This window comes from Vibrio sp. D3 (assembly GCF_043995865.1).
Classification (GTDB): Bacteria; Pseudomonadota; Gammaproteobacteria; order Enterobacterales; family Vibrionaceae; genus Vibrio; species Vibrio diabolicus.
This window is the reverse complement of the sequence record NZ_CP171887.1, coordinates 433,509-454,295: the sequence shown is the minus strand read 5'-3', so window position 1 is coordinate 454,295 and position 20,787 is coordinate 433,509. Positions and strand designations below refer to the sequence as shown.

The 20,787-nt window shown below is 46.0% G+C and carries 20 protein-coding genes and 1 other RNA gene; 7 read left to right on the top strand and 14 right to left on the bottom strand.

The genetic code is table 11. The annotated features are described in order from the left end of the window. Positions 1 to 32: 32 nt before the first annotated feature. The 5 genes from ACHFJ9_RS10175 to rsmI form a co-directional block, all read right to left on the bottom strand. A complete protein-coding gene (locus tag ACHFJ9_RS10175) occupies positions 33 to 1,826 on the bottom strand; it encodes a penicillin-binding transpeptidase domain-containing protein (protein ID WP_395356713.1) in 1,794 nt (597 codons plus the stop codon). Further along, entirely contained in the window at positions 1,823 to 2,140 is a 318-nt protein-coding gene (gene ftsL, locus ACHFJ9_RS10170) for a cell division protein FtsL (RefSeq protein WP_012842154.1), read from the bottom strand. The genes ACHFJ9_RS10175 and ftsL overlap by 4 nt, the downstream gene beginning before the upstream one ends. 5 nt (positions 2,141 to 2,145) lie before the next feature. After that, positions 2,146 to 3,096, bottom strand: coding sequence for a 16S rRNA (cytosine(1402)-N(4))-methyltransferase RsmH (rsmH, locus tag ACHFJ9_RS10165; RefSeq protein WP_005396452.1), 951 nt, complete (start codon positions 3,094 to 3,096; stop codon positions 2,146 to 2,148). Between the two features lie 229 nt (positions 3,097 to 3,325). Next, positions 3,326 to 3,753: RNase P RNA component class A (gene rnpB / locus ACHFJ9_RS10160), an RNA gene on the bottom strand. A gap of 167 nt (positions 3,754 to 3,920) precedes the next feature. Beyond that, the gene (gene rsmI, locus ACHFJ9_RS10155; RefSeq protein WP_006743239.1) at positions 3,921 to 4,784 is read right to left on the bottom strand and encodes a 16S rRNA (cytidine(1402)-2'-O)-methyltransferase; all 864 of its coding nucleotides are present in this window, start codon (positions 4,782 to 4,784) and stop codon (positions 3,921 to 3,923) included. A gap of 68 nt (positions 4,785 to 4,852) precedes the next feature. Between rsmI and ACHFJ9_RS10150 the strand changes: the two genes are divergently transcribed. The 4 genes from ACHFJ9_RS10150 to ACHFJ9_RS10135 are packed head-to-tail and all read left to right on the top strand — an operon-like array spanning position 4,853 to position 8,303. Further along, on the top strand, positions 4,853 to 6,664 hold the full coding sequence (locus ACHFJ9_RS10150) for a penicillin-binding protein activator (RefSeq protein WP_258663179.1): 1,812 nt from the start codon (positions 4,853 to 4,855) through the stop codon (positions 6,662 to 6,664). After that, positions 6,651 to 7,019, top strand: coding sequence for a YraN family protein (locus tag ACHFJ9_RS10145; RefSeq protein ID WP_395356710.1), 369 nt, complete (start codon positions 6,651 to 6,653; stop codon positions 7,017 to 7,019). The genes ACHFJ9_RS10150 and ACHFJ9_RS10145 overlap by 14 nt, the downstream gene beginning before the upstream one ends. A gap of 3 nt (positions 7,020 to 7,022) precedes the next feature. Continuing rightward, positions 7,023 to 7,613: a phosphoheptose isomerase gene (locus ACHFJ9_RS10140; RefSeq protein ID WP_005372901.1), complete on the top strand. Its 591-nt coding sequence runs from the start codon at positions 7,023 to 7,025 to the stop codon at positions 7,611 to 7,613. A 21-nt stretch (positions 7,614 to 7,634) separates the two neighbouring features. After that, complete coding sequence (locus ACHFJ9_RS10135; protein ID WP_054867253.1) at positions 7,635 to 8,303, top strand: BON domain-containing protein; 669 nt, start codon at positions 7,635 to 7,637, stop codon at positions 8,301 to 8,303. Positions 8,304 to 8,373: 70 nt separating this feature from the next. Here ACHFJ9_RS10135 and sspB read toward each other — a convergent pair whose 3' ends face one another. The 8 genes from sspB to zapE all read right to left on the bottom strand — a co-directional run bounded on the left by sspB (position 8,374) and on the right by zapE (position 14,995). Beyond that, entirely contained in the window at positions 8,374 to 8,856 is a 483-nt protein-coding gene (sspB, locus tag ACHFJ9_RS10130) for a ClpXP protease specificity-enhancing factor (protein ID WP_395356707.1), read from the bottom strand. Positions 8,857 to 8,873: 17 nt separating this feature from the next. Continuing rightward, positions 8,874 to 9,509 carry a stringent starvation protein SspA gene (gene sspA, locus ACHFJ9_RS10125; protein WP_005372897.1) on the bottom strand — a complete coding sequence of 212 codons (636 nt, stop codon included), beginning with the start codon at positions 9,507 to 9,509 and terminating at the stop codon, positions 8,874 to 8,876. A 96-nt stretch (positions 9,510 to 9,605) separates the two neighbouring features. Further along, positions 9,606 to 10,343, bottom strand: coding sequence for a cytochrome c1 (locus ACHFJ9_RS10120; protein ID WP_005396460.1), 738 nt, complete (start codon positions 10,341 to 10,343; stop codon positions 9,606 to 9,608). Then, a complete protein-coding gene (locus tag ACHFJ9_RS10115; RefSeq protein ID WP_005372880.1) occupies positions 10,340 to 11,605 on the bottom strand; it encodes a cytochrome b in 1,266 nt (421 codons plus the stop codon). The genes ACHFJ9_RS10120 and ACHFJ9_RS10115 overlap by 4 nt, the downstream gene beginning before the upstream one ends. Next, positions 11,605 to 12,195, bottom strand: a complete 591-nt coding sequence (petA, locus tag ACHFJ9_RS10110) for a ubiquinol-cytochrome c reductase iron-sulfur subunit (RefSeq protein WP_005396462.1) — start codon at positions 12,193 to 12,195, stop codon at positions 11,605 to 11,607. Before petA ends, ACHFJ9_RS10115 begins: the two co-directional genes overlap by 1 nt. 609 nt (positions 12,196 to 12,804) lie before the next feature. Then, positions 12,805 to 13,197, bottom strand: coding sequence for a 30S ribosomal protein S9 (rpsI, locus tag ACHFJ9_RS10105; protein ID WP_005372876.1), 393 nt, complete (start codon positions 13,195 to 13,197; stop codon positions 12,805 to 12,807). A gap of 15 nt (positions 13,198 to 13,212) precedes the next feature. Next, complete coding sequence (gene rplM, locus ACHFJ9_RS10100; protein ID WP_012842158.1) at positions 13,213 to 13,641, bottom strand: 50S ribosomal protein L13; 429 nt, start codon at positions 13,639 to 13,641, stop codon at positions 13,213 to 13,215. A 250-nt stretch (positions 13,642 to 13,891) separates the two neighbouring features. After that, positions 13,892 to 14,995, bottom strand: coding sequence for a cell division protein ZapE (gene zapE, locus ACHFJ9_RS10095; RefSeq protein ID WP_005395918.1), 1,104 nt, complete (start codon positions 14,993 to 14,995; stop codon positions 13,892 to 13,894). Between the two features lie 195 nt (positions 14,996 to 15,190). Between zapE and zapG the strand changes: the two genes are divergently transcribed. The 3 genes from zapG (at position 15,191) to degS (ending at position 18,460) form a co-directional block, all read left to right on the top strand. Beyond that, complete coding sequence (gene zapG / locus ACHFJ9_RS10090; protein WP_005395919.1) at positions 15,191 to 15,634, top strand: Z-ring associated protein ZapG; 444 nt, start codon at positions 15,191 to 15,193, stop codon at positions 15,632 to 15,634. A gap of 203 nt (positions 15,635 to 15,837) precedes the next feature. After that, the gene (locus ACHFJ9_RS10085; RefSeq protein ID WP_005395920.1) at positions 15,838 to 17,205 is read left to right on the top strand and encodes a Do family serine endopeptidase; all 1,368 of its coding nucleotides are present in this window, start codon (positions 15,838 to 15,840) and stop codon (positions 17,203 to 17,205) included. 190 nt (positions 17,206 to 17,395) lie between these two features. Further along, positions 17,396 to 18,460, top strand: coding sequence for an outer membrane-stress sensor serine endopeptidase DegS (gene degS / locus ACHFJ9_RS10080; protein WP_046873999.1), 1,065 nt, complete (start codon positions 17,396 to 17,398; stop codon positions 18,458 to 18,460). A 38-nt stretch (positions 18,461 to 18,498) separates the two neighbouring features. On the opposite strand, the gene parC is transcribed toward degS, so the two are convergent. Beyond that, the gene (parC, locus tag ACHFJ9_RS10075) at positions 18,499 to 20,784 is read right to left on the bottom strand and encodes a DNA topoisomerase IV subunit A (protein ID WP_006743360.1); all 2,286 of its coding nucleotides are present in this window, start codon (positions 20,782 to 20,784) and stop codon (positions 18,499 to 18,501) included. Positions 20,785 to 20,787: the final 3 nt, after the last annotated feature.

Below are 20,787 nucleotides of genomic sequence, written 5' to 3'. Positions count from 1 at the left end.
CTTAATTTTGTTTGCTCAGTAAGCCACTCAGCTTACTGCTGGAATTTGTTTTCGTCTGGTGCAACATTGAGTATTTGTAGCGCGCCTTTCATGATTTCAGAGAAGACAGGAGACGCTACCGAACCACCATAGTAATCATCACCTTGAGGCTCGTTTACGATCACAACCAATGCAATTCGCGGATCGCTAACCGGAGCAAGCCCTGCCGTATAAGTGATGTACTCATCGCTGTATCCACCTGCAGACGCTTTACGTGAGGTACCTGTTTTGGCTCCCACTCGATAACCAGGAACTGCCGCTCGACGAGCCGAGCCTCCTTTTTGGGTTACGGTTTCCAGCATGTCCAAGACCTGGCGTGCGTACTTTGCACTCACTACTTGGCGCGACATGTCATGATCATTGCTTTCGATAATATGGATTGGCTCGTATTTGCCGAGATTTCCAAGCGTCGCATAGGCATGCGCTAACTGGATTGGCGTTATCGATAGACCATAACCAAACGCAATCGTGGCACGTTCAATAGGAGACCATCGTGTTCGTGTCGGGAAGATACCAGTCACTTCCCCAACGAGGTTCAGACCAGAAAGCTCACCAAAGCCCACAGAGCTGTACAGACCGAGCAGCGCCTCTACTGGCATTTGCATTGCCAGCTTCGTCACTCCGATGTTACTCGATTTTTTGAGGATCGTGGTCAAGCTCGCTTTACCCACGCGGGATACATCTCTTACTCGGCTACCACCTAAACGAAGTACACCATTACCGGTATCTACGATGGTATCTTTATCGGCTACCCCATTTTCTAAGGCGGCTAAAATAACGAAAGGCTTAATGGTGGAGCCTGGCTCCATCGAGTCCGTGATCACTCGGTTACGCATTTTATAGCTTTGCCAGTCGCTACGATTGTTAGGGTTGTAGGAAGGCGCATTCACCATGGCCAATACGGCGCCGGTTTTCACGTCCAACATAACAACGGAGCCTGACGTGGCGCGATGGTCCGCAACGGCTTGTTTAATCGCACGATAAGCAATCGCCTGTAGGCGCTGGTCGATTGTCAACTGGAGTGACTTACCTTCTTGCTTGTCTTGCCATGCAATGTTTTCTACGACGCGACCATAACGGTCTTTACGAATGGTTTTCTTACCTGCGGCGCCAGTAAGCCACTCATCGTAGCTACGCTCAACACCCTCTAGACCATGCCCATCAATCCCCGTCACCCCAACTAAGTGAGCACTAACCTCACCGGCAGGATAGTAACGACGAGATTCTGACTTAAGACCCACACCAGGCAGCTTTAGCTCACGAATATAGTTCGCCATGGCTGGACTCACTTGGCGCTGCAAGTAAACAAAGCGGCGCTTTTCATTGTGCTTGATCTTGTTTATCAACCCTTGTCGGTCAACACCAAGAACATCCGCTAATGCATACCAACTCTTGGTCTGGCTTAAGGCATTTTCTTTAAATATCGTCGCGGGATCCGCCCAAACGGCCTCAACAGGCACACTGACAGCGAGCGGCTCACCATTTCGGTCCGAAATAATACCGCGTGCAGAAGGAATGGATTTCACACGAACCGAGCGTAGGTCACCTTGTTTAATCAGGTTATCCGGTTCAATGATTTGAATATAGGCTACGCGCGCCACCAAAAGTGCAAATGCACAAAAGACAAAAAACAGTAATAGATGGAAGCGCCAACGAATCAGAAAGGATTCTTCAACCGCCACTTTCACTGCTTTTTTCTCGGTTTTCGTATCCCCCGAAGCGTTTTTTTCTTTCGCGACAGGTTTACGCTTGTTGCTTGGTTTCGTGTTGGTTTTCTTTCTAATCATTTGAGCGTGACAACCACTTCTTTATCGCCATCAGGTCGTTTCATTTCAAGTTCTTTTTTGGCAAGGTCTTGAACACGACTGTGTTCCGCGAGGGCCGTTTCTTCCAACATCAGGTTGCGCCATTCGCTATCTAAACGCTCTCGTTCAACCAAAGTGTGATCTTTTTCGGTGATCGCTTGACGCGCATGGTGGGTAGCAAATACCACTCCCATTGCCGATGCCACGATCAATAGCAACAACAGTAATGGCCAGCGACCAACGGTGATAAGATCCGTTGCAATCAACTTAGCAAGGTTAGGAGTGGGTTTCGTCATAATAATTAAAGCTTTTCTGCAATTCTTAGCACAGAGCTGCGCGAACGAGGGTTCATTTCAATTTCTTGTTTGCTTGGCTTAATCGCTTTGCTCACCGCTTTCATATTCGCACTACCAAGAGCACGAATTTGCTCTTCAGTCATTGGAATGCCGTGTGGCACTTCAGGTCCTTTGCTCTCTTTACGGATAAAACGTTTGACCATACGGTCTTCCAGAGAGTGGAAACTGATGACAGATAAACGACCTTCAGGAGCCAGAATGCTTGCCGCACCTTTTAGTGCCGTATCAATTTCTTCTAACTCACTGTTGATGTAAATACGAAATGCCTGGAACGCACGAGTCGCAGGGTGTTTTTTCTCTTTAAAGCTTTTGGGTGCAGCATCTGAGATCAGCTTCGCGAGCTGGCCAGTACGTACCAGTGGTTCATTTTCTTCGTCTTCACGGTAGGCAACAATCGCTTTGGCAATGCGGCGCGCGTGTTTGTCTTCACCAAACTCACGAATCACCCAAGTAATATCATCTAAGTCAGCTTCCATTAGCCATTGAGATACGGGAATACCTGATGTTGGGTCCATACGCATATCTAGCGGGCCGTCTTTCATAAAGCTAAAGCCACGCTCTGCGTCGTCTAACTGCGGAGAAGAAACACCTAAATCCAGTAGAACGCCATCAACTTTGCCAACCAAGTCATACTCTTTAGCATACTCAGCAATACCAGAAAATGGACCATGAATGATGGTGAAGCGAGGATCATTGATTTTGCCTGCTTCAGCTATCGCTTGAGGGTCACGATCGATACTGTACAGTCGGCCGTTTTCGCCGAGTTTAGATAAAATAGTCCGGCTGTGACCGCCACGGCCAAATGTTCCATCGATATAGATACCGTCTGGTTTGATAGCTAAGCCATCAATGGATTCATTTAATAACACGGAAATATGTTGGAAGGTTTCGGTCATAGCTTTCTCGTTGAATGATCTTGAAGCGATTTTAAGATATGTTGCTCTCTCATGCTGAATACTTATAGCAAAAGATCAACCTACCATAGTGTACTGATTTCCCACATCATCGCCACCTCAAGTCTAAAGTCAGACGTGATTTAACGCCAAGTTTATTGGTAATGACAGGGTTTGCGTCAATAAAATGCAAAAAACCCATCACTACAAAAAGTAGTGATGGGTCTCGAATAGTTGGAGTCGACACATAAGCCGGGTTCTGTTCCGCTTGCGCGGCGGTAGCCATTCGTCTAGGCCAGCAATCGCTCACTGGCTCAAGCAACCTACCCGCCTCCTTACGCGAGCAACGCAATGTGGAGGCCTATTTGGTCTTGCTCCGGGTGGAGTTTACCCTGCAACGAACTATTGCTAGTCGTCCGGTGCGCTCTTACCGCACCCTTTCACCCTTACCTGTGCCCTAGGGCCATCGGCGGTCTTCTCTCTGCTGCACTTGTCGTAGGCTTACGCCTCCCAGGCGTTACCTGGCACCCTGCTCTATGGAGCCCGGACTTTCCTCCCCTTTACCAGTCTCCCGAAGGACGTCAACGTCAGTCTCCCAAAGGACTTCAACGTCAGTCTCCCGAAGGACATCAGTAAAGCAGCGACTACCCAGTCAACTCCGAGGGCGGATTGTATAGAGTTATACACTCAGAGTCTAGTGAGATCACAGATATGATGAAATGAATGCATTGAGTGGTGTTTTTTTAACCTAACCATCAAACATTGAACCTAAAAAAGGCCGATATTTTCACATCGACCCGCTTTACCATGTGTCTCGTTAGCAGTGCTTAGTCTAAGTTTTCTAAGCCCCACTTATACAACGCATTCTTCTTCAAGTTATGAATTTCTGCCACCAAAGCCGCTGCTTTTTTCAAAGGCAGCTCTTTGGTTAAAATCCCTAATGTACGCAAGGCATCATCTGGCAATGAATCGTCCGCGGTTTCGCGATGACCATGCACCAACAATACCATTTCGCCACGCTGTTGGTTATCGTCACCTTTCACCCACTCAATTAACTCACCTAATGGCATACCTTGAATGGTTTCAAAGGTTTTCGTTAGTTCTCTCGCCAACACGACTTCTCTATCTGGGCCAAGAACGTCTAACATGTCTTGTAGAGAGTCCAAAATACGGTGCGGTGACTCGTAAAAAATACACGTACGCTCTACCGAAGCAATCTCTAGGAATTTATCCTTACGGCCTTTGCTTTTCGGTGGTAAAAAGCCTTCGAAGCTAAAGCGATCGGATGGCAAGCCTGATGCACTTAACGCCGTAATGACCGCGCAAGCACCAGGAAGCGGCACAACTCTAACGCCCGCTTGACGACATTTTGTCACCAAATGGTATCCTGGGTCGCTGATAAGTGGCGTACCAGCGTCAGAAACTAACGCGATAGACTGACCGGAAAGCAGCTTTTCTACCAAAACCTGTGCTTTTTGCTGCTCATTATGATCATGCAGAGCAAAAGTTTTGGTTTGAATATTGAAGTGAGACAGTAATTTACCCGTATGACGAGTATCCTCAGCAGCAATGATGTCCACCGTCGACAGAATTTCGATAGCACGTTGGGTGATATCCGCTAAATTTCCGATTGGAGTCGGTACGATATAGAGAGTTGGCCCCTCATTCGGCAACTTATTTTTATCTGTCATTTGTTTACCATCACTTCAACGATTAATATAGAGACAATTTTGTACAAAATTATAGAGAACTCACGGCAATGATTAACCATAAGAGACTCAGTGTACCACGCATACTTACTCCTGTTGCACTAGCAATTACGCTCGCCGCCTGTTCTTCAGGTCCAAGACAGCCTGATGGCGTTGATGTAACACTTGAGCCTACTCAGTCTGTTCAGAACTATATGATCCAAGCTGATAGCACGGAAGGCAGTTTACAAAATGACTGGTTGATCATGGCAACTAAAGCCGCTATTCAAGCGAACCAGTTTGATCAAGCAGAACTGTTGATCAAACGTCTGGCTCGACAACAGCTGACCGAAGTTCAGCAAGCGGAGTGGCAACTGGCGCGTGCGACCATACAGCAAAAGCAAGGTAATTACTCGCAGTTGCTGCAATTGTTAAACTTTAAACCTTGGTGGAAATTGCCAAACGAGCAATGGAAAGACTATTACTTGATGCGTGCCGACGCTTATCAAGGCCTTAACCAAGTGTTTGAAGCAAACCGCCAGCTGGTTGCATTTGGTCAATACGCCTCGTCAGCAGAGCAGAGGGAAATCTCTAGCCGTATTTGGATGAACTTTGGCAGCTACTCAGAATATGAACTCACCTCATTAGAAACAGAGCCGAATGAGGATGTTCTAGACGGCTGGCTTCAGCTGGCTGTTTATGCAAAAACGCTGTCGGGCAACCTGTCCCAACTTAAAAATACGCTAGAGCGCTGGTTAAGCGAAAACCCTTCGCACCCAGCAGCTATCTATACACCAGAAGAGATTCAAAACATTCTCTCTCTTGATATCGTGAAGCCAAACAATACTGCTTTATTGCTGCCGCTGACGGGTAAGTTCTCGCCACAAGCGCAATTAATTCGTGATGGTTTTGTGTTTGCGATGATGAATGATCGTAATCGAGATCCTAGTGCAACACTCACTGTGATTGACACCAATGCGTATAACGCTGACCAAATTAAACAACGCTTGATCAATGAAAACATCGATTTTGTTGTTGGCCCTCTAGAAAAAGAGAACGTGGAGTTGTTGCACACAACCATGGATGGCTCAGCAAATGGCCCTACCATTCCAGCCCTTGCACTAAATATCCCCGAGGATGTGCAACCAGATAGCAATATTTGCTACTTGGCATTATCACCGGAACAAGAAGCCGCACAAGCTGCAAAACACTTGTTCAGCGAAGGCTACAACTTCCCTCTTATTCTTGCACCAAAAGGCAGCTTTGGAGAGCGTGTAACTGAGGCTTTCAACAAAGAATGGCGAAAGTACAGCTCTAACAAAGTCGCAGCAAGTTACTTTGGTGACAAGCGCCAACTTCAAAAAGACATCAATGAAGTATTTGGCCTGCAAGAGAGCAAGCAGCGTATCGCCCAGATGCAATCATTAATGCGAATTAAGCTTGAAACACAGCCACGTAGCCGTCGTGATGTTGATGCGGTTTATATCGTAGCTAGAAGCACTGAGCTGACTTTGATCAAGCCGTTTATCGAAGTAGCGATTAACCCTGATGCGAAAGCACCACAAATCTTCTCTAGTTCGCGTAGCAACAGTGGCGGCGCGACATACGAAGATCTAACAGGCATCATCTACAGCGACATTCCATTGCTGATTGACCCAGATCCTAGCGTAACCGCTGAAATGAACGAGCTTTGGTCAGAGCAATCTAACATGGAAAAACGTTTGAAAGCACTCGGTATGGATGCATATAAATTGATCGGTGAACTTCCACAAATGAAGGTCGTTCCTGGTTACTCAGTCGGTGGCCAAACCGGTATTTTAAGTATCGACAACAACTGTGTTGTACAGCGTGAATTGAGCTGGGCTGAGCGTGGGGCTCTTTAGTAAGCGCCAAATCGGAAATCAATATGAAGCTCTGGCGAAGCGCTATTTGCAACGCCAGGGCTTGCGCTTTATTGAACAAAATTTCCTGACCAAGGTCGGTGAGATTGATTTAATCTTCCAACAAGGTGAAACTATCGTGTTTGTTGAAGTCAAATATCGTAAGAATGATCACTTTGGCTCAGCAGCAGAAATGGTAACGCACGCAAAAATGCGCAAGCTAATCAAAACTGCACAAGTTTGGCTTAGCCAACAAAAGCGCTTAAAACACAATATCGATTATCGGTTTGATGTCATCGCTATTCATGACAATGGGCGAGATATCAACTGGATAGAAAACGCAATCTCTGAAGGATAAGCGATGCTAGACAGCATTAAAGACAGCTTTACAGAAAGTATTCAAATTCAAATCGCAGCAGCAGAGGCGCTGCCTGATGCCATTACTCACGCGGCCCAAGCGATGGTCTCAAGCTTGCTCAATGGCAACAAAATTTTATGTTGTGGTAATGGCGGCAGTGCTTCAAACGCTCAACAATTTGTTTCTTGTCTTTTAAACCGTTTTGAAACTGAGCGCCCTAGCCTACCTGCAATGGCCTTAACAGCCGATAATACAACCCTGACCGCTGTTGCAAACGACTACCACTACCAGGAAATTTTCTCAAAACAGGTACGAGCGTTTGGCCAGCCAGGCGACATTCTGCTTGCCATGTCGACTAGCGGTAACAGCAAAAATATTATCAAAGCGATGGAAGCGGCCGTAACTCGAGACATGACGATTATCGCGCTAACAGGAAAAGATGGCGGTGAGATGGCAGGACTGCTTGGTGAGAACGACGTCGAAATTCGTATTCCATCACACCGCACTGCACGTATTCACGAAGTACATATGGTGACACTCCATTGTCTTTGTGATCTTATTGACCAGGTGCTTTTCCCTGCTCATGAAGAGTAACCAAGACTGAGGGTCAGAATTATGATACGTAGCCTCGTTATCTTATTAACAGCATTGAGTTTAAGTGGTTGCGCTGGCTTGTTTATCGCTGGCGCTGCAACCACAGCAAATATTGTCACGGACACACGCAGTACAAAACAAATTTGGCAGGACAACAACATCGAATTCGAAGTTGCGGCGATCGGGAATAAGGCGCCGTTTAAAGGTGAGGTTCGTGTGGTTGCCAGCTCCTATAACGGTACGGTTGTTCTTATGGGTCAGGCTCCAACGCAAGACCTTATCCATGCTTTAGAGCGAAGAGCTCGAGAAGTTAGTGGTGTGAAAGTCATACACAATCAAATCAAACAAAAAGAGCCACTCACTGTCACTCAAATTAGCAACGACAGTTGGATCACAACCAAAGTAAAATCAGCCTTGCTGACCGACTCTGAACTCAATGGCGTTAAGGTTAAAGTGATCACCGAAGACGGCGACGTTTTTCTGTTTGGTTATGTCACACCAGAGCAAGGCGAGCGAGCGACAGAAATCGCGCGTAATATCTCAGGCGTAAAACAAGTCATTAAAGGGTTCCAATATGGCGAAATGGAACCTGTAGAAGTGGACCTACCGAGTGACGGTGTACAAACAATAGAAAGTGAGACAAACGCGGAAAATGAAGCCAACGTCGAAGCATTTACGATCAGTGAGTAATTGCGAAACATCACTTGAAAACACGTCAAGACACTAAAAAGAAAAAAAGCAGCGTTACGCTGCTTTTTTATTATTTAATCACTCTTAAGCTTGGTTTGCCTTTTGGTCGAGGAGCATCGTCCTCTTCTGCATCCGAATCAGAGGCTAACTCAGAAGGCTCATCGCTAACCGTTGTAAACGATGGGGATGATTCTTCCTCGGTCATCGCTTCTTCGATGTGAGTGTACGCTTCTTCTGGTTCAAACATAGTACCAGCACCATTCTCACGCGCATAAATAGCTTGGACAGCATACACAGGCACAATTACTGAGTGTGGACGGCCGCTAAAGCGAGCATGGAAGGTAATCGCATCATTACCTAACTCAAGATTACCCACCGCACGTGGTGCAATATTCAAAATAATTTGACCATCTTGAATAAACTCAACCGGTACACGTACGCCCGGCATCGTTGCATCCACCACCAAGTGAGGAGTCAAGTCATTGTCTACTAGCCAATCGTAAAATGCACGAAGCATATACGGACGGCGAGCAGTCATTTTTGCAATATCCATAACGTGTTTAAAATCGCTTAGCGAACTAGGCGCATTTCACGTTCAGCTTCAGTTAGGGAAGCAAGGAACGAATCACGTTCAAATACGCGGTTCATGTACACCTTGATTTCTTTTGAACCAGGGCCAACCAGATCGATACCAAGTTGAGGCAAACGCCACAATAATGGAGCTAGGTAACAGTCGATCAAGCTGAATTCTTCGCTCATGAAGTACTCATATTCAGCAAAAATTGGCGCTAACGTTAGAAGATCATTACGCAGCTTTGTGCGTGCTTTTTCTGATTCTTCCGCATTACCTTTCATCACTTTTTCAGCGAGTGAATACCAGTTGCGTTCGATACGGTACATCATCAAGCGGCTGTTGCCACGAGCAACAGGGTAAACCGGCATTAGAGGTGGATGAGGGAAACGCTCGTCCAAGTACTCCATGATGATTTTTGAATCGTAAAGAGCTAGCTCACGGTCAACAAGAGTTGGCACTGATTTATATGGGTTTAGCTCAACAAGCTCAGCAGGAAGGTTTGCTTCGTCAACAAGCTCAACTTCAACACTTACGCCTTTTTCAGCTAGTACAATGCGAACCTGATGGCTATACAAATCTGATGCACTTGAGAAAAGAGTCATCACAGAACGTTTATTGGCAGCTACAGCCATGGAGCCCTCCAGTACACTTACAAATAAAAACAATGGAGGCTAAGCCTCCATTGTACATCAATTAAAATTGGGAATTAGCACGGTATTTTAGCACAATTAATGCACATCGCGCCAATACTCTTTCTTGAGCATCACGACAATGATGGTTAGAAGCACTAAGAAGCCCATTACCCACCAACCTAAAGCATGACGCTCAAGCTGCACTGGGTCACCTGAATAAACCAAGAAGTTCACTAGGTCGCCAACCGCTTTGTCGTATTCGCCTTCGCTCAGCTCACCCGTACCGTCTGTTTCAGTACCAACAACAACTTGTACTTCTTCGCCATCTACGATTTTCGTATCGTAAATCGGCGTCGGGATACCTTGTAGCTCTTCGAGCACATGTGGCATACCAACACTCGGGAAGACAATGTTGTTCACGCCGAATGGACGAGATGGATCAACATAGAAAGAGCGTAAGTAAGTGTATAACCAATCAGCACCACGAACTCGTGCAACCAACGTAAGATCTGGTGGTGGAGCACCAAACCAATTTGCCGCTTGCTTCGGTGGCATTGCGTTGACCATTAGATCACCGATTTTCGCTTCAGGATTGAAAATCAGGTTTTCTTTCATTAAGTCTGTTGGAATTTCCAAGTCTGTTGCTACACGCTCATAACGCTGATACTGCGTTGAGTGACAAGCAAAACAGTAGTTCATGAACAACTTCGCACCGTTTTGTAGCGAAGCTTTATCCGTTAGGTCAACATTCGCTTTATCAAGCGGAACGTTAGCCCCCGCTGCCATCGCTAGTGATGGCAACATAGCAAATAGAATTACAATCCACTTCTTCATTTGAATGTCACCCTCTCTGGTAATGGTTTGGTTGCTTCATTTTTGCTGTAGAAGAACAGCAACACAAAGAACATGAAGTAACACAAGCTAAAGATCTGAGATAGTAGTGTGTACGTTGGTGTTGCAGGTAACGCACCTAAAATACCCAGAGCGATAAAGGCGATAGTGAACTGTACAATATTCAACAGATGAAGTTTGCTACGGTAACGGTATGAACGAACTTTACAACGATCCAACCAAGGTAGAACAAACAGCACTGCTATTGACGCACCCATTAGGATAACACCTAATAGTTTGTCTGGAACCGCACGTAAGATTGCGTAAAACGGCGTGAAGTACCATACCGGAGCAATGTGCTCTGGTGTCTTCAGTGGGTTGGCCGCTTCAAAGTTAGGCGGTTCAAGGAAGTATCCTCCCATTTCTGGGTTAAAGAACAGCACGTAACAGAAGAAGAACAAGAAACCAGCCACACCAACTAAGTCCTTAACCGTACCGTATGGGTGGAAAGGAATAGAGTCGATAATGTCGTATTTCTTCGTGTAGTAATCATGGAACTTGAACTGTGTCTTGTAATCATCGCCCATTGAACCTTTTGGTAGCTTAGTTTCGATACCATCAGGGTTGTTTGAGCCGACTTCGTGCAGCGCCAATACGTGCAGAACCACAAGAAGAAGCAGAACGATAGGCAGTGCAATAACGTGTAGTGCGAAGAAACGGTTTAACGTTGCACCAGAGATGATGTAGTCACCACGGATCCAAAGCGTTAGATCATCACCGATAACAGGAATCGCACCAAACAAAGAAATGATTACCTGCGCACCCCAGTATGACATCTGACCCCATGGCAGTAGGTAACCCATGAATGCTTCAGCCATTAGAACGAGGAAGATCAACATACCGAAGATCCACAGTAGTTCACGAGGTTTTTGGTATGAGCCGTAGATCAGGCCACGGAACATGTGCAAGTACACAACAACGAAAAACGCAGATGCGCCAGTTGAGTGCATGTAACGTAAAAGCCAACCGTACTCTACATCACGCATGATGTACTCGATAGAAGCAAACGCACCGTCACCAGAAGGAACGTAGTTCATCGTTAGCCAAATACCCGTTAGGATTTGGTTAACCAGAACCAGCATCGCCAGAGAACCGAAAAGGTACCAAAAGTTGAAGTTCTTAGGCATTGGGTATTCAGACAAATGCTTTTTATAAGCATTCATTGCAGGAATACGCTTTTCAACCCAGTCTAACATTGCTTGCATTATGCATCCCCCTCATCAACACCCACAATGAGCTTGGTGTCGCTCAAATACATGTGCTTAGGAACGACAAGGTTCAATGGAGCAGGTACCCCTTGGAACACTCGACCAGCCATATCGAACTTAGAACCATGACAAGGACAGAAGAAGCCAGATCTTACGCCCTGGACCTGCTCTGAGAAAGAGTCAGGTAGATAGGTTGGTGAACAACCTAGGTGAGTACAGAAACCAACAGCGACAAAAAACTCTTCCTTAATCGAACGAAACTCATTCTGAGCGTACTCAGGCTGCTGTTCCATTTCAGATTGCGGATCACGAAGCTTATCGCCGATCGTTTTTAAGTTATCTAGAACGCTTTGAGTGCGGCGAACAATCCATACAGGTTTCCCCTGCCACTCGACACGAACCAGCTGACCTGGTTCAATTTTACTTATATCCACTTCCACCGGTGCACCTGCCGCTTTGGCTTTGGCACTCGGATTCCATGATTTGATAAAAGGCACGGCGACGGCGACTGCCCCTAACCCACCAACAACTGCCGTTGTAGCGGTTAGAAAACGCCTGCGACCGTTATTTAAAGGCGCGTTGCTCATCCAAACATTCTCCCATTTGCTCCCTTTGGATCGTTATTATTCCGCTTATAAGAGCATGGCTAACAAATAATGAATTTAGTTCTATTTATTGGAGGGAAATGATAAAGAAAACCCTACTTTTTGACAAGATAAAGCTACCTTTTTGTAACATTTGTGAGGCAAATCGCTCGCGTCGTCACAAAAGCGGCAGAATTATAAAAAATTGATGTGATTTGTAACAAGAAAGCACAACATGGAAGTTCTGCTGAAAGCTATTCAAACCTTTTATCTTGGTAGTTTTCAGTTAATTACACAGCAAAATATTTCTTAGTGCGCATTCAACTTACGTTGTTTGTATTTTCACTTTTGTAGCACGCCGCATACGCAAAAAAGACGAGTAGGCATTTTAAAACATGTTGCAGGGATATTAAGACGTAAAGGCACCCACAGCAGATAAATAAGCTTATAACGTATGGTAAGGAAGAAGCCTTACTTTGAACCTAGTTATAAGTGAATACACATGGATATTGATAGGCTGGTATAAAAACAAAAAAGCCCGGCATAGAGCCGAGCTTTTGGTACACAGTTTCCAGAGTAACTCTGAAAAGCAGAATTTCCAATAAGAGGAAATTAACGCTTAGAGAACTGTGGACGACGACGTGCTTTACGTAGACCAACTTTCTTACGTTCAACGCAACGAGCGTCACGAGTAACGTAGCCAGCTGCGCGTAGAGCAGGACGTAGAGACTCATCGTATTCCATAAGCGCGCGAGTGATACCATGACGGATAGCACCAGCTTGACCAGAAATACCGCCGCCTTTAACTGTTACGTAAAGGTCTAGCTTTTCAGTTAGTTCAACAAGTTCTAGAGGTTGTTGTACAACCATGCGAGCTGTTGGACGACCGAAGTATTCGTCAAGGTTACGCTTGTTTACTACAATGTTGCCGCTGCCTGGTTTAATAAAAACACGTGCAGCTGAGCTTTTGCGACGGCCAGTGCCGTAGTATTGATTCTCTGCCATTTTCGAAATCCCCAATTAGATGTCTAGTACTTGTGGTTGTTGAGCAACATGGTTGTGCTCAGCGCCTGCGTAAACTTTAAGCTTACGGTACATAGCACGGCCTAGAGGACCACGTGGAAGCATGCCTTTAACTGCAAGCTCAAGAACCATCTCAGGTTTACGATCGATCAACTTTTCAAAAGTGATAGATTTTAGACCACCTGGGAACTCAGAGTGACGGTAGTACACTTTGTTCTTAGCTTTGTTACCAGTTACAGCAACTTTCTCAGCGTTGATAACGATGATGTAGTCACCAGCGTCAACGTGAGGAGTGTATTCAGCTTTATGTTTGCCACGTAGGCGAGATGCAATTTCACTTGCTAGACGACCAAGAGTTTTACCTTCAGCGTCTACAACGTACCAGTCGCGTTTTACAGTTTCTGGTTTAGCAACGAAAGTTTTCATGCTAATAATAACCCGTTAATTAAAATTTAAACTTTAAGGAACACCGTTCTGGTGCTCCCACACTGTCTAAGAGCCCAGTCATCACCCCTTCGAGTCGTTGGTACTCTCGACCTTCAATTTCGAAATAACTTCGATAATCCGGTCTGCAGTAACGGTGGGTCGCAGGATTATAGAGAAGAGCGAAGAAAAAATCACCTTTTTTTGCGCCAAATCACTAATTTTTTCTTCACTTTTTAAGAACCCACTAGATTTAGGCCAAATGCTCACGCGCGAGGTACTCATGACTTTGCATCTCAGTGAGCCGAGACAAACAGCGCTTAAATTCAAACTCGAGCTGCCCCTCAGTATATAAGTCTTCCATTGGCACTTCAGCAGAAATAATCAACTTCACATTGCGCTCGTAAAACTCATCGACCAGTGCGATAAAGCGCCTCGCAGCGTCATCTATTTTTCGGTTCATCTGTTGAACGTCCGCCAATAATACCGTGTGATAAATTCGGGACAGCTCAATGTAGTCATTTTGACTTCGAGCGGTTTGGCATAACTGAGCAAACGACGCATGCAGAACCCCATCACTCGCTTCAATTACCTCAAGCTGACGGTGATTAACTTCGATTTGATGAGCGACGATCTGACGTTCGCCCGTCAGCTGCTGATAATACTTGTTGAGATTAATGTTGGCCTGTTCATCAAGTGGATAATGGTATATTTCGGCCTGTTCAAGCGTTCTTAAGCGATAATCAACGCCACTATCAACATTCAACACGTCACAGCGTGCCAAAATCATATCAATTGCAGGCAAAAAGCGCGCTCTTTGTAAGCCATTACGATATAAGTTCTGCGGTTCGATGTTTGAAGTCGCGACTAGGATCATCTGCCGCTTGAACATCTCTTGGAGTAACGTTGCAAGGATCATCGCATCCGTAATGTCAGAGACAAAAAATTCATCAAAGCAAACCACATCCGCTTCTTCTTTGAATTTATCCGCTACTTTTGCTAGCGGATTTTCGACATCACCTAACAGCTTCAACTCATCATGTACTCGATACATGAAGCGGTGAAAGTGTACGCGCATTTTTCTTTGGGTTGGTAAAGCATCAAAAAACGCATCCATGAGGTACGTTTTACCGCGTCCGACTCCTCCCCAAAAGTAAAGACCTTTTGGGGGCTCAGGCATGTCGATTTTTTTCCCCATGAGCTTTTGCCATTTGGAAAGCTGGGGCACAGGAGCTGACTGAAATTCAACGATAGCATGGTAAAGCTTATCTAATGCAACGACCGCTTGATACTGAGCTTCATCACGCTGAAACCCGTGTTCTGCTATGTCTTTTTGATATTGTTGTAGTGGTGTCATCGTATTAAGTCGTATAGAGGTACTGGGAAAAGGGTTACCTCGGGGTCAACTTTGAGAATAGAGAGAAGTAGTTATCAGTCCCCGAAGACATACTGCTATTTTTCTTTATCGGCTGTTCAAGCCATAGTAACATGGACTAGCACCGCGTGTAACTAAGTAGTAAAAGACTTGTTAAAACAACTATAAGGAGCAGTTATGCCTTGGATTTATGCCATTGTGGGTTTGCTGGTCGGTACAATCGTAGGCGTAGTCATTAGTAGACTAACCACCCCTGAATACAAGAAACAAAAGTCTGTGCAGAAAGAACTTGAAGCGGCCAAGTTTGAACTAGAGCAACAACGTCAAGAGCTCGTCGATCATTTTGCACAAACCGCAGAAATGTTGGATACACTAGGTAAAGATTACACCAAGCTGTACCAACATATGGCTAAGACCTCTTCTGAGCTTTTGCCAAACTTGCCAGAGCAAGACAACCCGTTTGATAAGAAAACGGCAATGTCTTCTGAAGCTATTGCAGAAGATCAACCAGAGTTTAACGAACAGCCAAAAGACTACGCCAATGGCGCAACGGGTCTTTTAAAGGATCAAGAGAAAGAAATCATTAATGCTCCCGAAGCGGTAACCGCAAAAGCATCATAACCTTCTCTTACCTCTACCTACTAGGGCCGATACATTTGTATCGGCCCTTTTTTGAACTTTTTCTTCTTACCTTTGCTCTAACTTGGATGTGAACTGCCTCCCCCTTTGATTATCCGAACTAGGCCCTATATTAGTTATTAACAAAGTGAACTAACCGTTCGGATATTTCTTTTTGGCAGACATGTTTCAAGAGGAGTTATTGGATGAAAAAACCACTGCTTGCGCTCACCGTTCTATCTCTGAGTTTGGGCTCTATTATTGCGCCAGTTCAAGCCACCGCAGCATTACCTTTAAATGTGGATGGCCAACAGTTACCTAGCTTGGCGCCCATGCTTGAGAAAGTAACCCCTGCTGTTGTGAGTATTGCTGTAGAAGGCAAACAAGTACAAACCAGCCGTATTCCCGAACAATTTCAATTCTTCTTTGGACCGGACTTTCCGATGGAGCAAAGGCGCGAGCGCCCGTTCAGAGGTTTAGGTTCTGGTGTCATTATTGATGCGAAAAAAGGGCATATCGTCACTAACTACCACGTAATCAAGGGCGCGGATGAGATTCGAGTTCGCCTCTATGATGGTCGCGAGTATGACGCTACGCTCGTTGGCGGAGATGAGATGGCCGATGTTGCGTTGCTTAAATTAGAAAAAGCGAAAAACTTAACGCAAATTAAAGTCGCAGATTCCGACAAACTTCGCGTAGGTGACTTTACGGTTGCGATTGGTAACCCATTCGGACTCGGTCAAACCGTGACGTCGGGCATCGTCTCAGCATTAGGCCGTAGTGGCTTAAACGTTGAAAACTTCGAAAACTTCATCCAAACCGATGCCGCAATTAACAGCGGTAACTCTGGTGGTGCATTGGTCAACCTTAATGGTGAGCTGATCGGTATTAATACTGCGATTTTAGGCCCTAACGGCGGTAACGTGGGGATTGGCTTTGCGATTCCGTCCAACATGATGAAAAACCTCACCGAGCAAATTCTAGAGTTTGGTGAAGTCAAACGCGGCATGTTGGGTGTACAGGGCGGTGAAGTAACCTCTGAGCTGGCTGATGCATTGGGTTACGAGTCGAGTAAAGGAGCCTTTATTGGCCAAGTCGTACCAGACAGCGCAGCCGATAAAGCTGGATTGAAAGCCGGTGATGTAATTGTATCGGTAAACGGCAAAGCGATTAATACTTTCTCAGAGCTCCGCGCAAAAGTGGCAACGCTGGGCGCAGGAAAAGAAATCACATTAGGTGTGGTTCGAGATGGTAAGAATAAAACCTTTGATGTAACGCTTGGCGAATCTACAAATATGAAAGCCAAAGCCGAAACATTACACGAAGGGCTCAAGGGGGCGGAATTAAGCAATACGACACCAAGTGATGCGATTCAAGGCGTTAAAGTATCAAGCGTTGCAGATAACTCTCCGGCTGCTCAATATCAATTGCAACAAGGTGACATCATTATCGGTGTGAACCGTCAGCGCGTGAAAAACCTTGCTGAGCTTCGTGCAATCGTGGATAAGCACAAAGGCGTATTGGCTCTGAATATTCAGCGTGGCGAACGTACTATTTATCTTGTTATTCGTTAGTCACTTTCAAAGTGATAGGAAATAAGGTTTTCGATGCATAGCACTGAGTAATAAGCCTCGAATACTTTTCCTTATCGCTCAATAGCTAATGAAAAGGGCAGCACGATTCCGTGCTGCCCTTTTGTTATTTTTCAATGTAATGCTATTCTTCATCTTCTATGCCATTTTGGCGCTCATGCATGGAGAGGATATGCTCAGCTTTTTATTACGTTCTGTCTTTTTAGGCTTGGCTACTGCCGCAGTGGTATTACTGGCGGTGCCATCTTTGCGCCACAACGTAATTCCTGCCGCGCTAGATCCGCAACCTGTTAATATCGCGTCCGTTGAGTTGACATTTAATCAGGCGGTGCGAAGAGCAGCACCTGCCGTAGTAAACATCTACAGCCGTAAATATGTTGAAAATGATCGCAGTAAACTCTCGACTCAAGGTCTAGGTTCAGGTGTCATTGTCAGTGAGAAAGGCTACATCATTACCAACTACCACGTGGTTGCTCAAGCAGACCAAATTGTTGTCGCATTACAAGATGGTAGAGCCGCGGCAGCTCAGCTAGTTGGCACGGATAAACGCACAGATATTGCCGTACTGCGTGTCGAAGGTTCGAACTTACCTGTTATCCCTCTGAACTCTAATTACAAGCCACAAGTGGGTGATGTGGTCCTAGCCATCGGCAACCCATACAACCTTGGTCAAACCACAACGTTCGGCATTATTTCAGCAACAGGACGCTCATCTATTAGCGACGGTCGCCAAGCATTTATTCAAACCGATGCCGCCATCAATGAGGGGAACTCTGGCGGTGCTCTAGTGAACACACAAGGTGAGCTCGTCGGCATCAATACCGCCTCTTTCCAACAAGCGACTGATTTAGAAACTTACGGTATTTCCTTTGCGATTCCTGCGCCACTAGCCAGCAAGATCATGCAGAAAATCATCGCTGATGGCCGCGTAATTCGTGGTTATATTGGAATCGACGGCCAAGACATTAATGCGGTCACTGCTCGCCTACTTGGAAATGAACACATAGGTGGTATTGTCGTGCTTGGTATTGATCCAAATGGTCCAGCCAATGCGGCAGGCTTCCAAAAGCAGGACATCATTATCAGTATTGATGGCAATAAAGTGCAAGGGCGTCAGAGCGTCATGGATATCGTCACCGATTTACGTCCTGGCACCACCGTGGACGTCGGCATCATTCGCAAAGGAAAAGAGATGAGCTTGAAAGTCACCATTGCCGAAGACAAGCAAGAAGCATAAAAAATCCCAGCCATTGGCTGGGATTTTTTATTTGTGCGTTACTCGCTATCGCTCGGTGCTTCCGTCGTATCGGAATCATCCAGCTCAACTTCAATGCGAGTGACTCGCTGCAAACCTCTTGGTAATAACCCACCTCGGCGACCACGTTCGCCACGGAAGTTATCAAGGTCAGACGGTTTAAGACCCAACTTTCGCTTACCCGCGTACAGCGTTAACGATGCACCTTTTGGTAAAGACATTAAGTGAGATAGTACTTCTTCTCGCTCTTTTGCTTTAGCAGCAGGAATATTGATGATCTTATTCCCTTTACCTTTCGCCAGTTGTGGCAGGTCTTTGATTGGGAACAGCAGCATGCGACCTTGGTTAGTGATTGCTAAGATTTCATCAGAATCTAAATCTTCAATCGCTTTTGGCGTCATGACCTCAGAGTTAGCCGGCAAAGTGACCAGCGCTTTACCACTGCGGTTTTTAGACAGCAAGTCCGCGCCTTTACATACAAAGCCGTAACCTGCATCAGAGCCCACCAGCCACAGCTGATCTTCTTCACTCATGATCACTTGGCGAATACTGCTACCAGCCGTAATATTCAAACGACCGGTAATCGGCTCTCCTTGACTACGAGCAGAAGGCAGCGAGTGCGATTCCAGAGAGTAACTTCGACCGTCACTGCCTAGGAATACCGCAGGCTGATTACTCTTACCTCGCGCATGCGCTAAGTATTTATCACCCGACTTATAGTTCAAGCCTTCTGCATCCACGTCATGGCCTTTCGCGTGACGAATCCAACCTTTTTCAGAAAGCACAACCGTGATTGGTTCACTTGGAACAAGATCACGTTCAGTGAGCGCTTTTGCCTCTGCACGCTCAACCAATGGAGATCGACGGTCATCACCGTATTTCTCAGCATCCGCTTTGATTTCTTTTTTCAGTAGTGTGTTTAGACGGCGCTCAGAACCGAGTAGCTGTTCTAGCTTCTCGCGCTCTTTCTCTAGCTCGTCTTGCTCACCACGAATCTTCATCTCTTCTAGCTTGGCTAGATGACGAAGTTTGGTATCTAGAATCGCATCCGCTTGGATATCGGTAATACCGAAGCGTGCCATCAATACCGCTTTAGGATCATCTTCGGTACGGATGATCTCAATCACTTCATCTAGGTTTAGGTAAGCAACCAACAAACCTTCCAAAATGTGTAAGCGAGCCATGACTTTGTCTAGGCGGTGTTGTAGACGGCGACGTACGGTCGTGCGACGGAACTCAATCCACTCTGACAGAATTTGCACCAGACCTTTAACTTGAGGACGATTATCCAAACCAATCATGTTCAAGTTAACGCGGTAGCTGCGCTCAAGATCCGTTGATGCGAACAAGTGGTTCATCAACAAATCACAATCGACGCGGTTTGACTTAGGTACCACAACGATACGCGTTGGGTTCTCGTGATCCGACTCGTCACGAAGATCGTCAACCATTGGTAGCTTCTTCGCACGCATCTGGTTGGCGATTTGCTCAAGCAGTTTTGCACCCGATACTTGGTGTGGCAGAGAGGTGATAACGATATCAGAACCTTCTTTGTGCCACACCGCGCGCATCTTGATGCTGCCGCGACCGTTGCGGTAAATCTTCTCAATATCCGCTTGCGGCGAGATGATTTCTGCTTCTGTTGGGTAATCCGGACCTTTAACATACTGCATCACGTCCGGCAGTTCTGCTTTCGGGTTGTCGATCAAATGAATAGTCGCATCTGCGATTTCACGAACGTTATGCGGAGGGATATCTGTTGCCATACCAACCGCAATACCGGTTACACCGTTAAGCAGGATATGAGGCAGACGTGCTGGCAACATTTGTGGCTCTTTCATTGTGCCATCAAAGTTAGGTTGCCATTCAACCGTGCCCTGGCCTAGTTCGCCCAGCAACACTTCAGCAAACTTAGACAGTTTTGCTTCGGTATAACGCATTGCCGCGAATGATTTCGGGTCATCTGGCGCACCCCAGTTACCTTGACCATCCACTAATGGATAGCGGTAAGAGAATGGCTGAGCCATCAATACCATCGCTTCGTAACACGCTGAATCACCGTGCGGATGGTATTTACCTAGCACGTCACCAACGGTACGTGCAGATTTTTTGTATTTTGCTGATGCAGAGAGACCAAGCTCTGACATCGCATAAATGATGCGTCGTTGAACCGGCTTTAAGCCATCACCAATGTATGGCAAGGCGCGGTCCATGATGACGTACATCGAGTAGTTCAGATAAGCGTCTTCAGTGAACTTGCGCATTGGCAACTGTTCGACGCCATCGTAGGTAATTTCTGTAGACATCCG

What these genes read in the sequence shown, in the direction of transcription:
- parC (WP_006743360.1), bottom strand. Translation starts at nt 20,784, where the DNA reads ATGTCTACAGAAATTACCTACGATGGCGTCGAACAGTTGCCAATGCGC.
- zapG (WP_005395919.1), top strand. Translation starts at nt 15,191, where the DNA reads ATGCCTTGGATTTATGCCATTGTGGGTTTGCTGGTCGGTACAATCGTA.
- rplM (WP_012842158.1), bottom strand. Translation starts at nt 13,641, where the DNA reads ATGAAAACTTTCGTTGCTAAACCAGAAACTGTAAAACGCGACTGGTAC.
- rsmI (WP_006743239.1), bottom strand. Translation starts at nt 4,784, where the DNA reads ATGACAGATAAAAATAAGTTGCCGAATGAGGGGCCAACTCTCTATATC.
- ACHFJ9_RS10085 (WP_005395920.1), top strand. Translation starts at nt 15,838, where the DNA reads ATGAAAAAACCACTGCTTGCGCTCACCGTTCTATCTCTGAGTTTGGGC.
- ACHFJ9_RS10150 (WP_258663179.1), top strand. Translation starts at nt 4,853, where the DNA reads ATGATTAACCATAAGAGACTCAGTGTACCACGCATACTTACTCCTGTT.
- rpsI (WP_005372876.1), bottom strand. Translation starts at nt 13,197, where the DNA reads ATGGCAGAGAATCAATACTACGGCACTGGCCGTCGCAAAAGCTCAGCT.
- ACHFJ9_RS10140 (WP_005372901.1), top strand. Translation starts at nt 7,023, where the DNA reads ATGCTAGACAGCATTAAAGACAGCTTTACAGAAAGTATTCAAATTCAA.
- degS (WP_046873999.1), top strand. Translation starts at nt 17,396, where the DNA reads ATGCTCAGCTTTTTATTACGTTCTGTCTTTTTAGGCTTGGCTACTGCC.
- rsmH (WP_005396452.1), bottom strand. Translation starts at nt 3,096, where the DNA reads ATGACCGAAACCTTCCAACATATTTCCGTGTTATTAAATGAATCCATT.
- ACHFJ9_RS10120 (WP_005396460.1), bottom strand. Translation starts at nt 10,343, where the DNA reads ATGAAGAAGTGGATTGTAATTCTATTTGCTATGTTGCCATCACTAGCG.
- zapE (WP_005395918.1), bottom strand. Translation starts at nt 14,995, where the DNA reads ATGACACCACTACAACAATATCAAAAAGACATAGCAGAACACGGGTTT.
- ACHFJ9_RS10175 (WP_395356713.1), bottom strand. Translation starts at nt 1,826, where the DNA reads ATGATTAGAAAGAAAACCAACACGAAACCAAGCAACAAGCGTAAACCT.
- sspB (WP_395356707.1), bottom strand. Translation starts at nt 8,856, where the DNA reads ATGGATATTGCAAAAATGACTGCTCGCCGTCCGTATATGCTTCGTGCA.
- sspA (WP_005372897.1), bottom strand. Translation starts at nt 9,509, where the DNA reads ATGGCTGTAGCTGCCAATAAACGTTCTGTGATGACTCTTTTCTCAAGT.
- ACHFJ9_RS10135 (WP_054867253.1), top strand. Translation starts at nt 7,635, where the DNA reads ATGATACGTAGCCTCGTTATCTTATTAACAGCATTGAGTTTAAGTGGT.
- ACHFJ9_RS10115 (WP_005372880.1), bottom strand. Translation starts at nt 11,605, where the DNA reads ATGCAAGCAATGTTAGACTGGGTTGAAAAGCGTATTCCTGCAATGAAT.
- petA (WP_005396462.1), bottom strand. Translation starts at nt 12,195, where the DNA reads ATGAGCAACGCGCCTTTAAATAACGGTCGCAGGCGTTTTCTAACCGCT.
- ftsL (WP_012842154.1), bottom strand. Translation starts at nt 2,140, where the DNA reads ATGACGAAACCCACTCCTAACCTTGCTAAGTTGATTGCAACGGATCTT.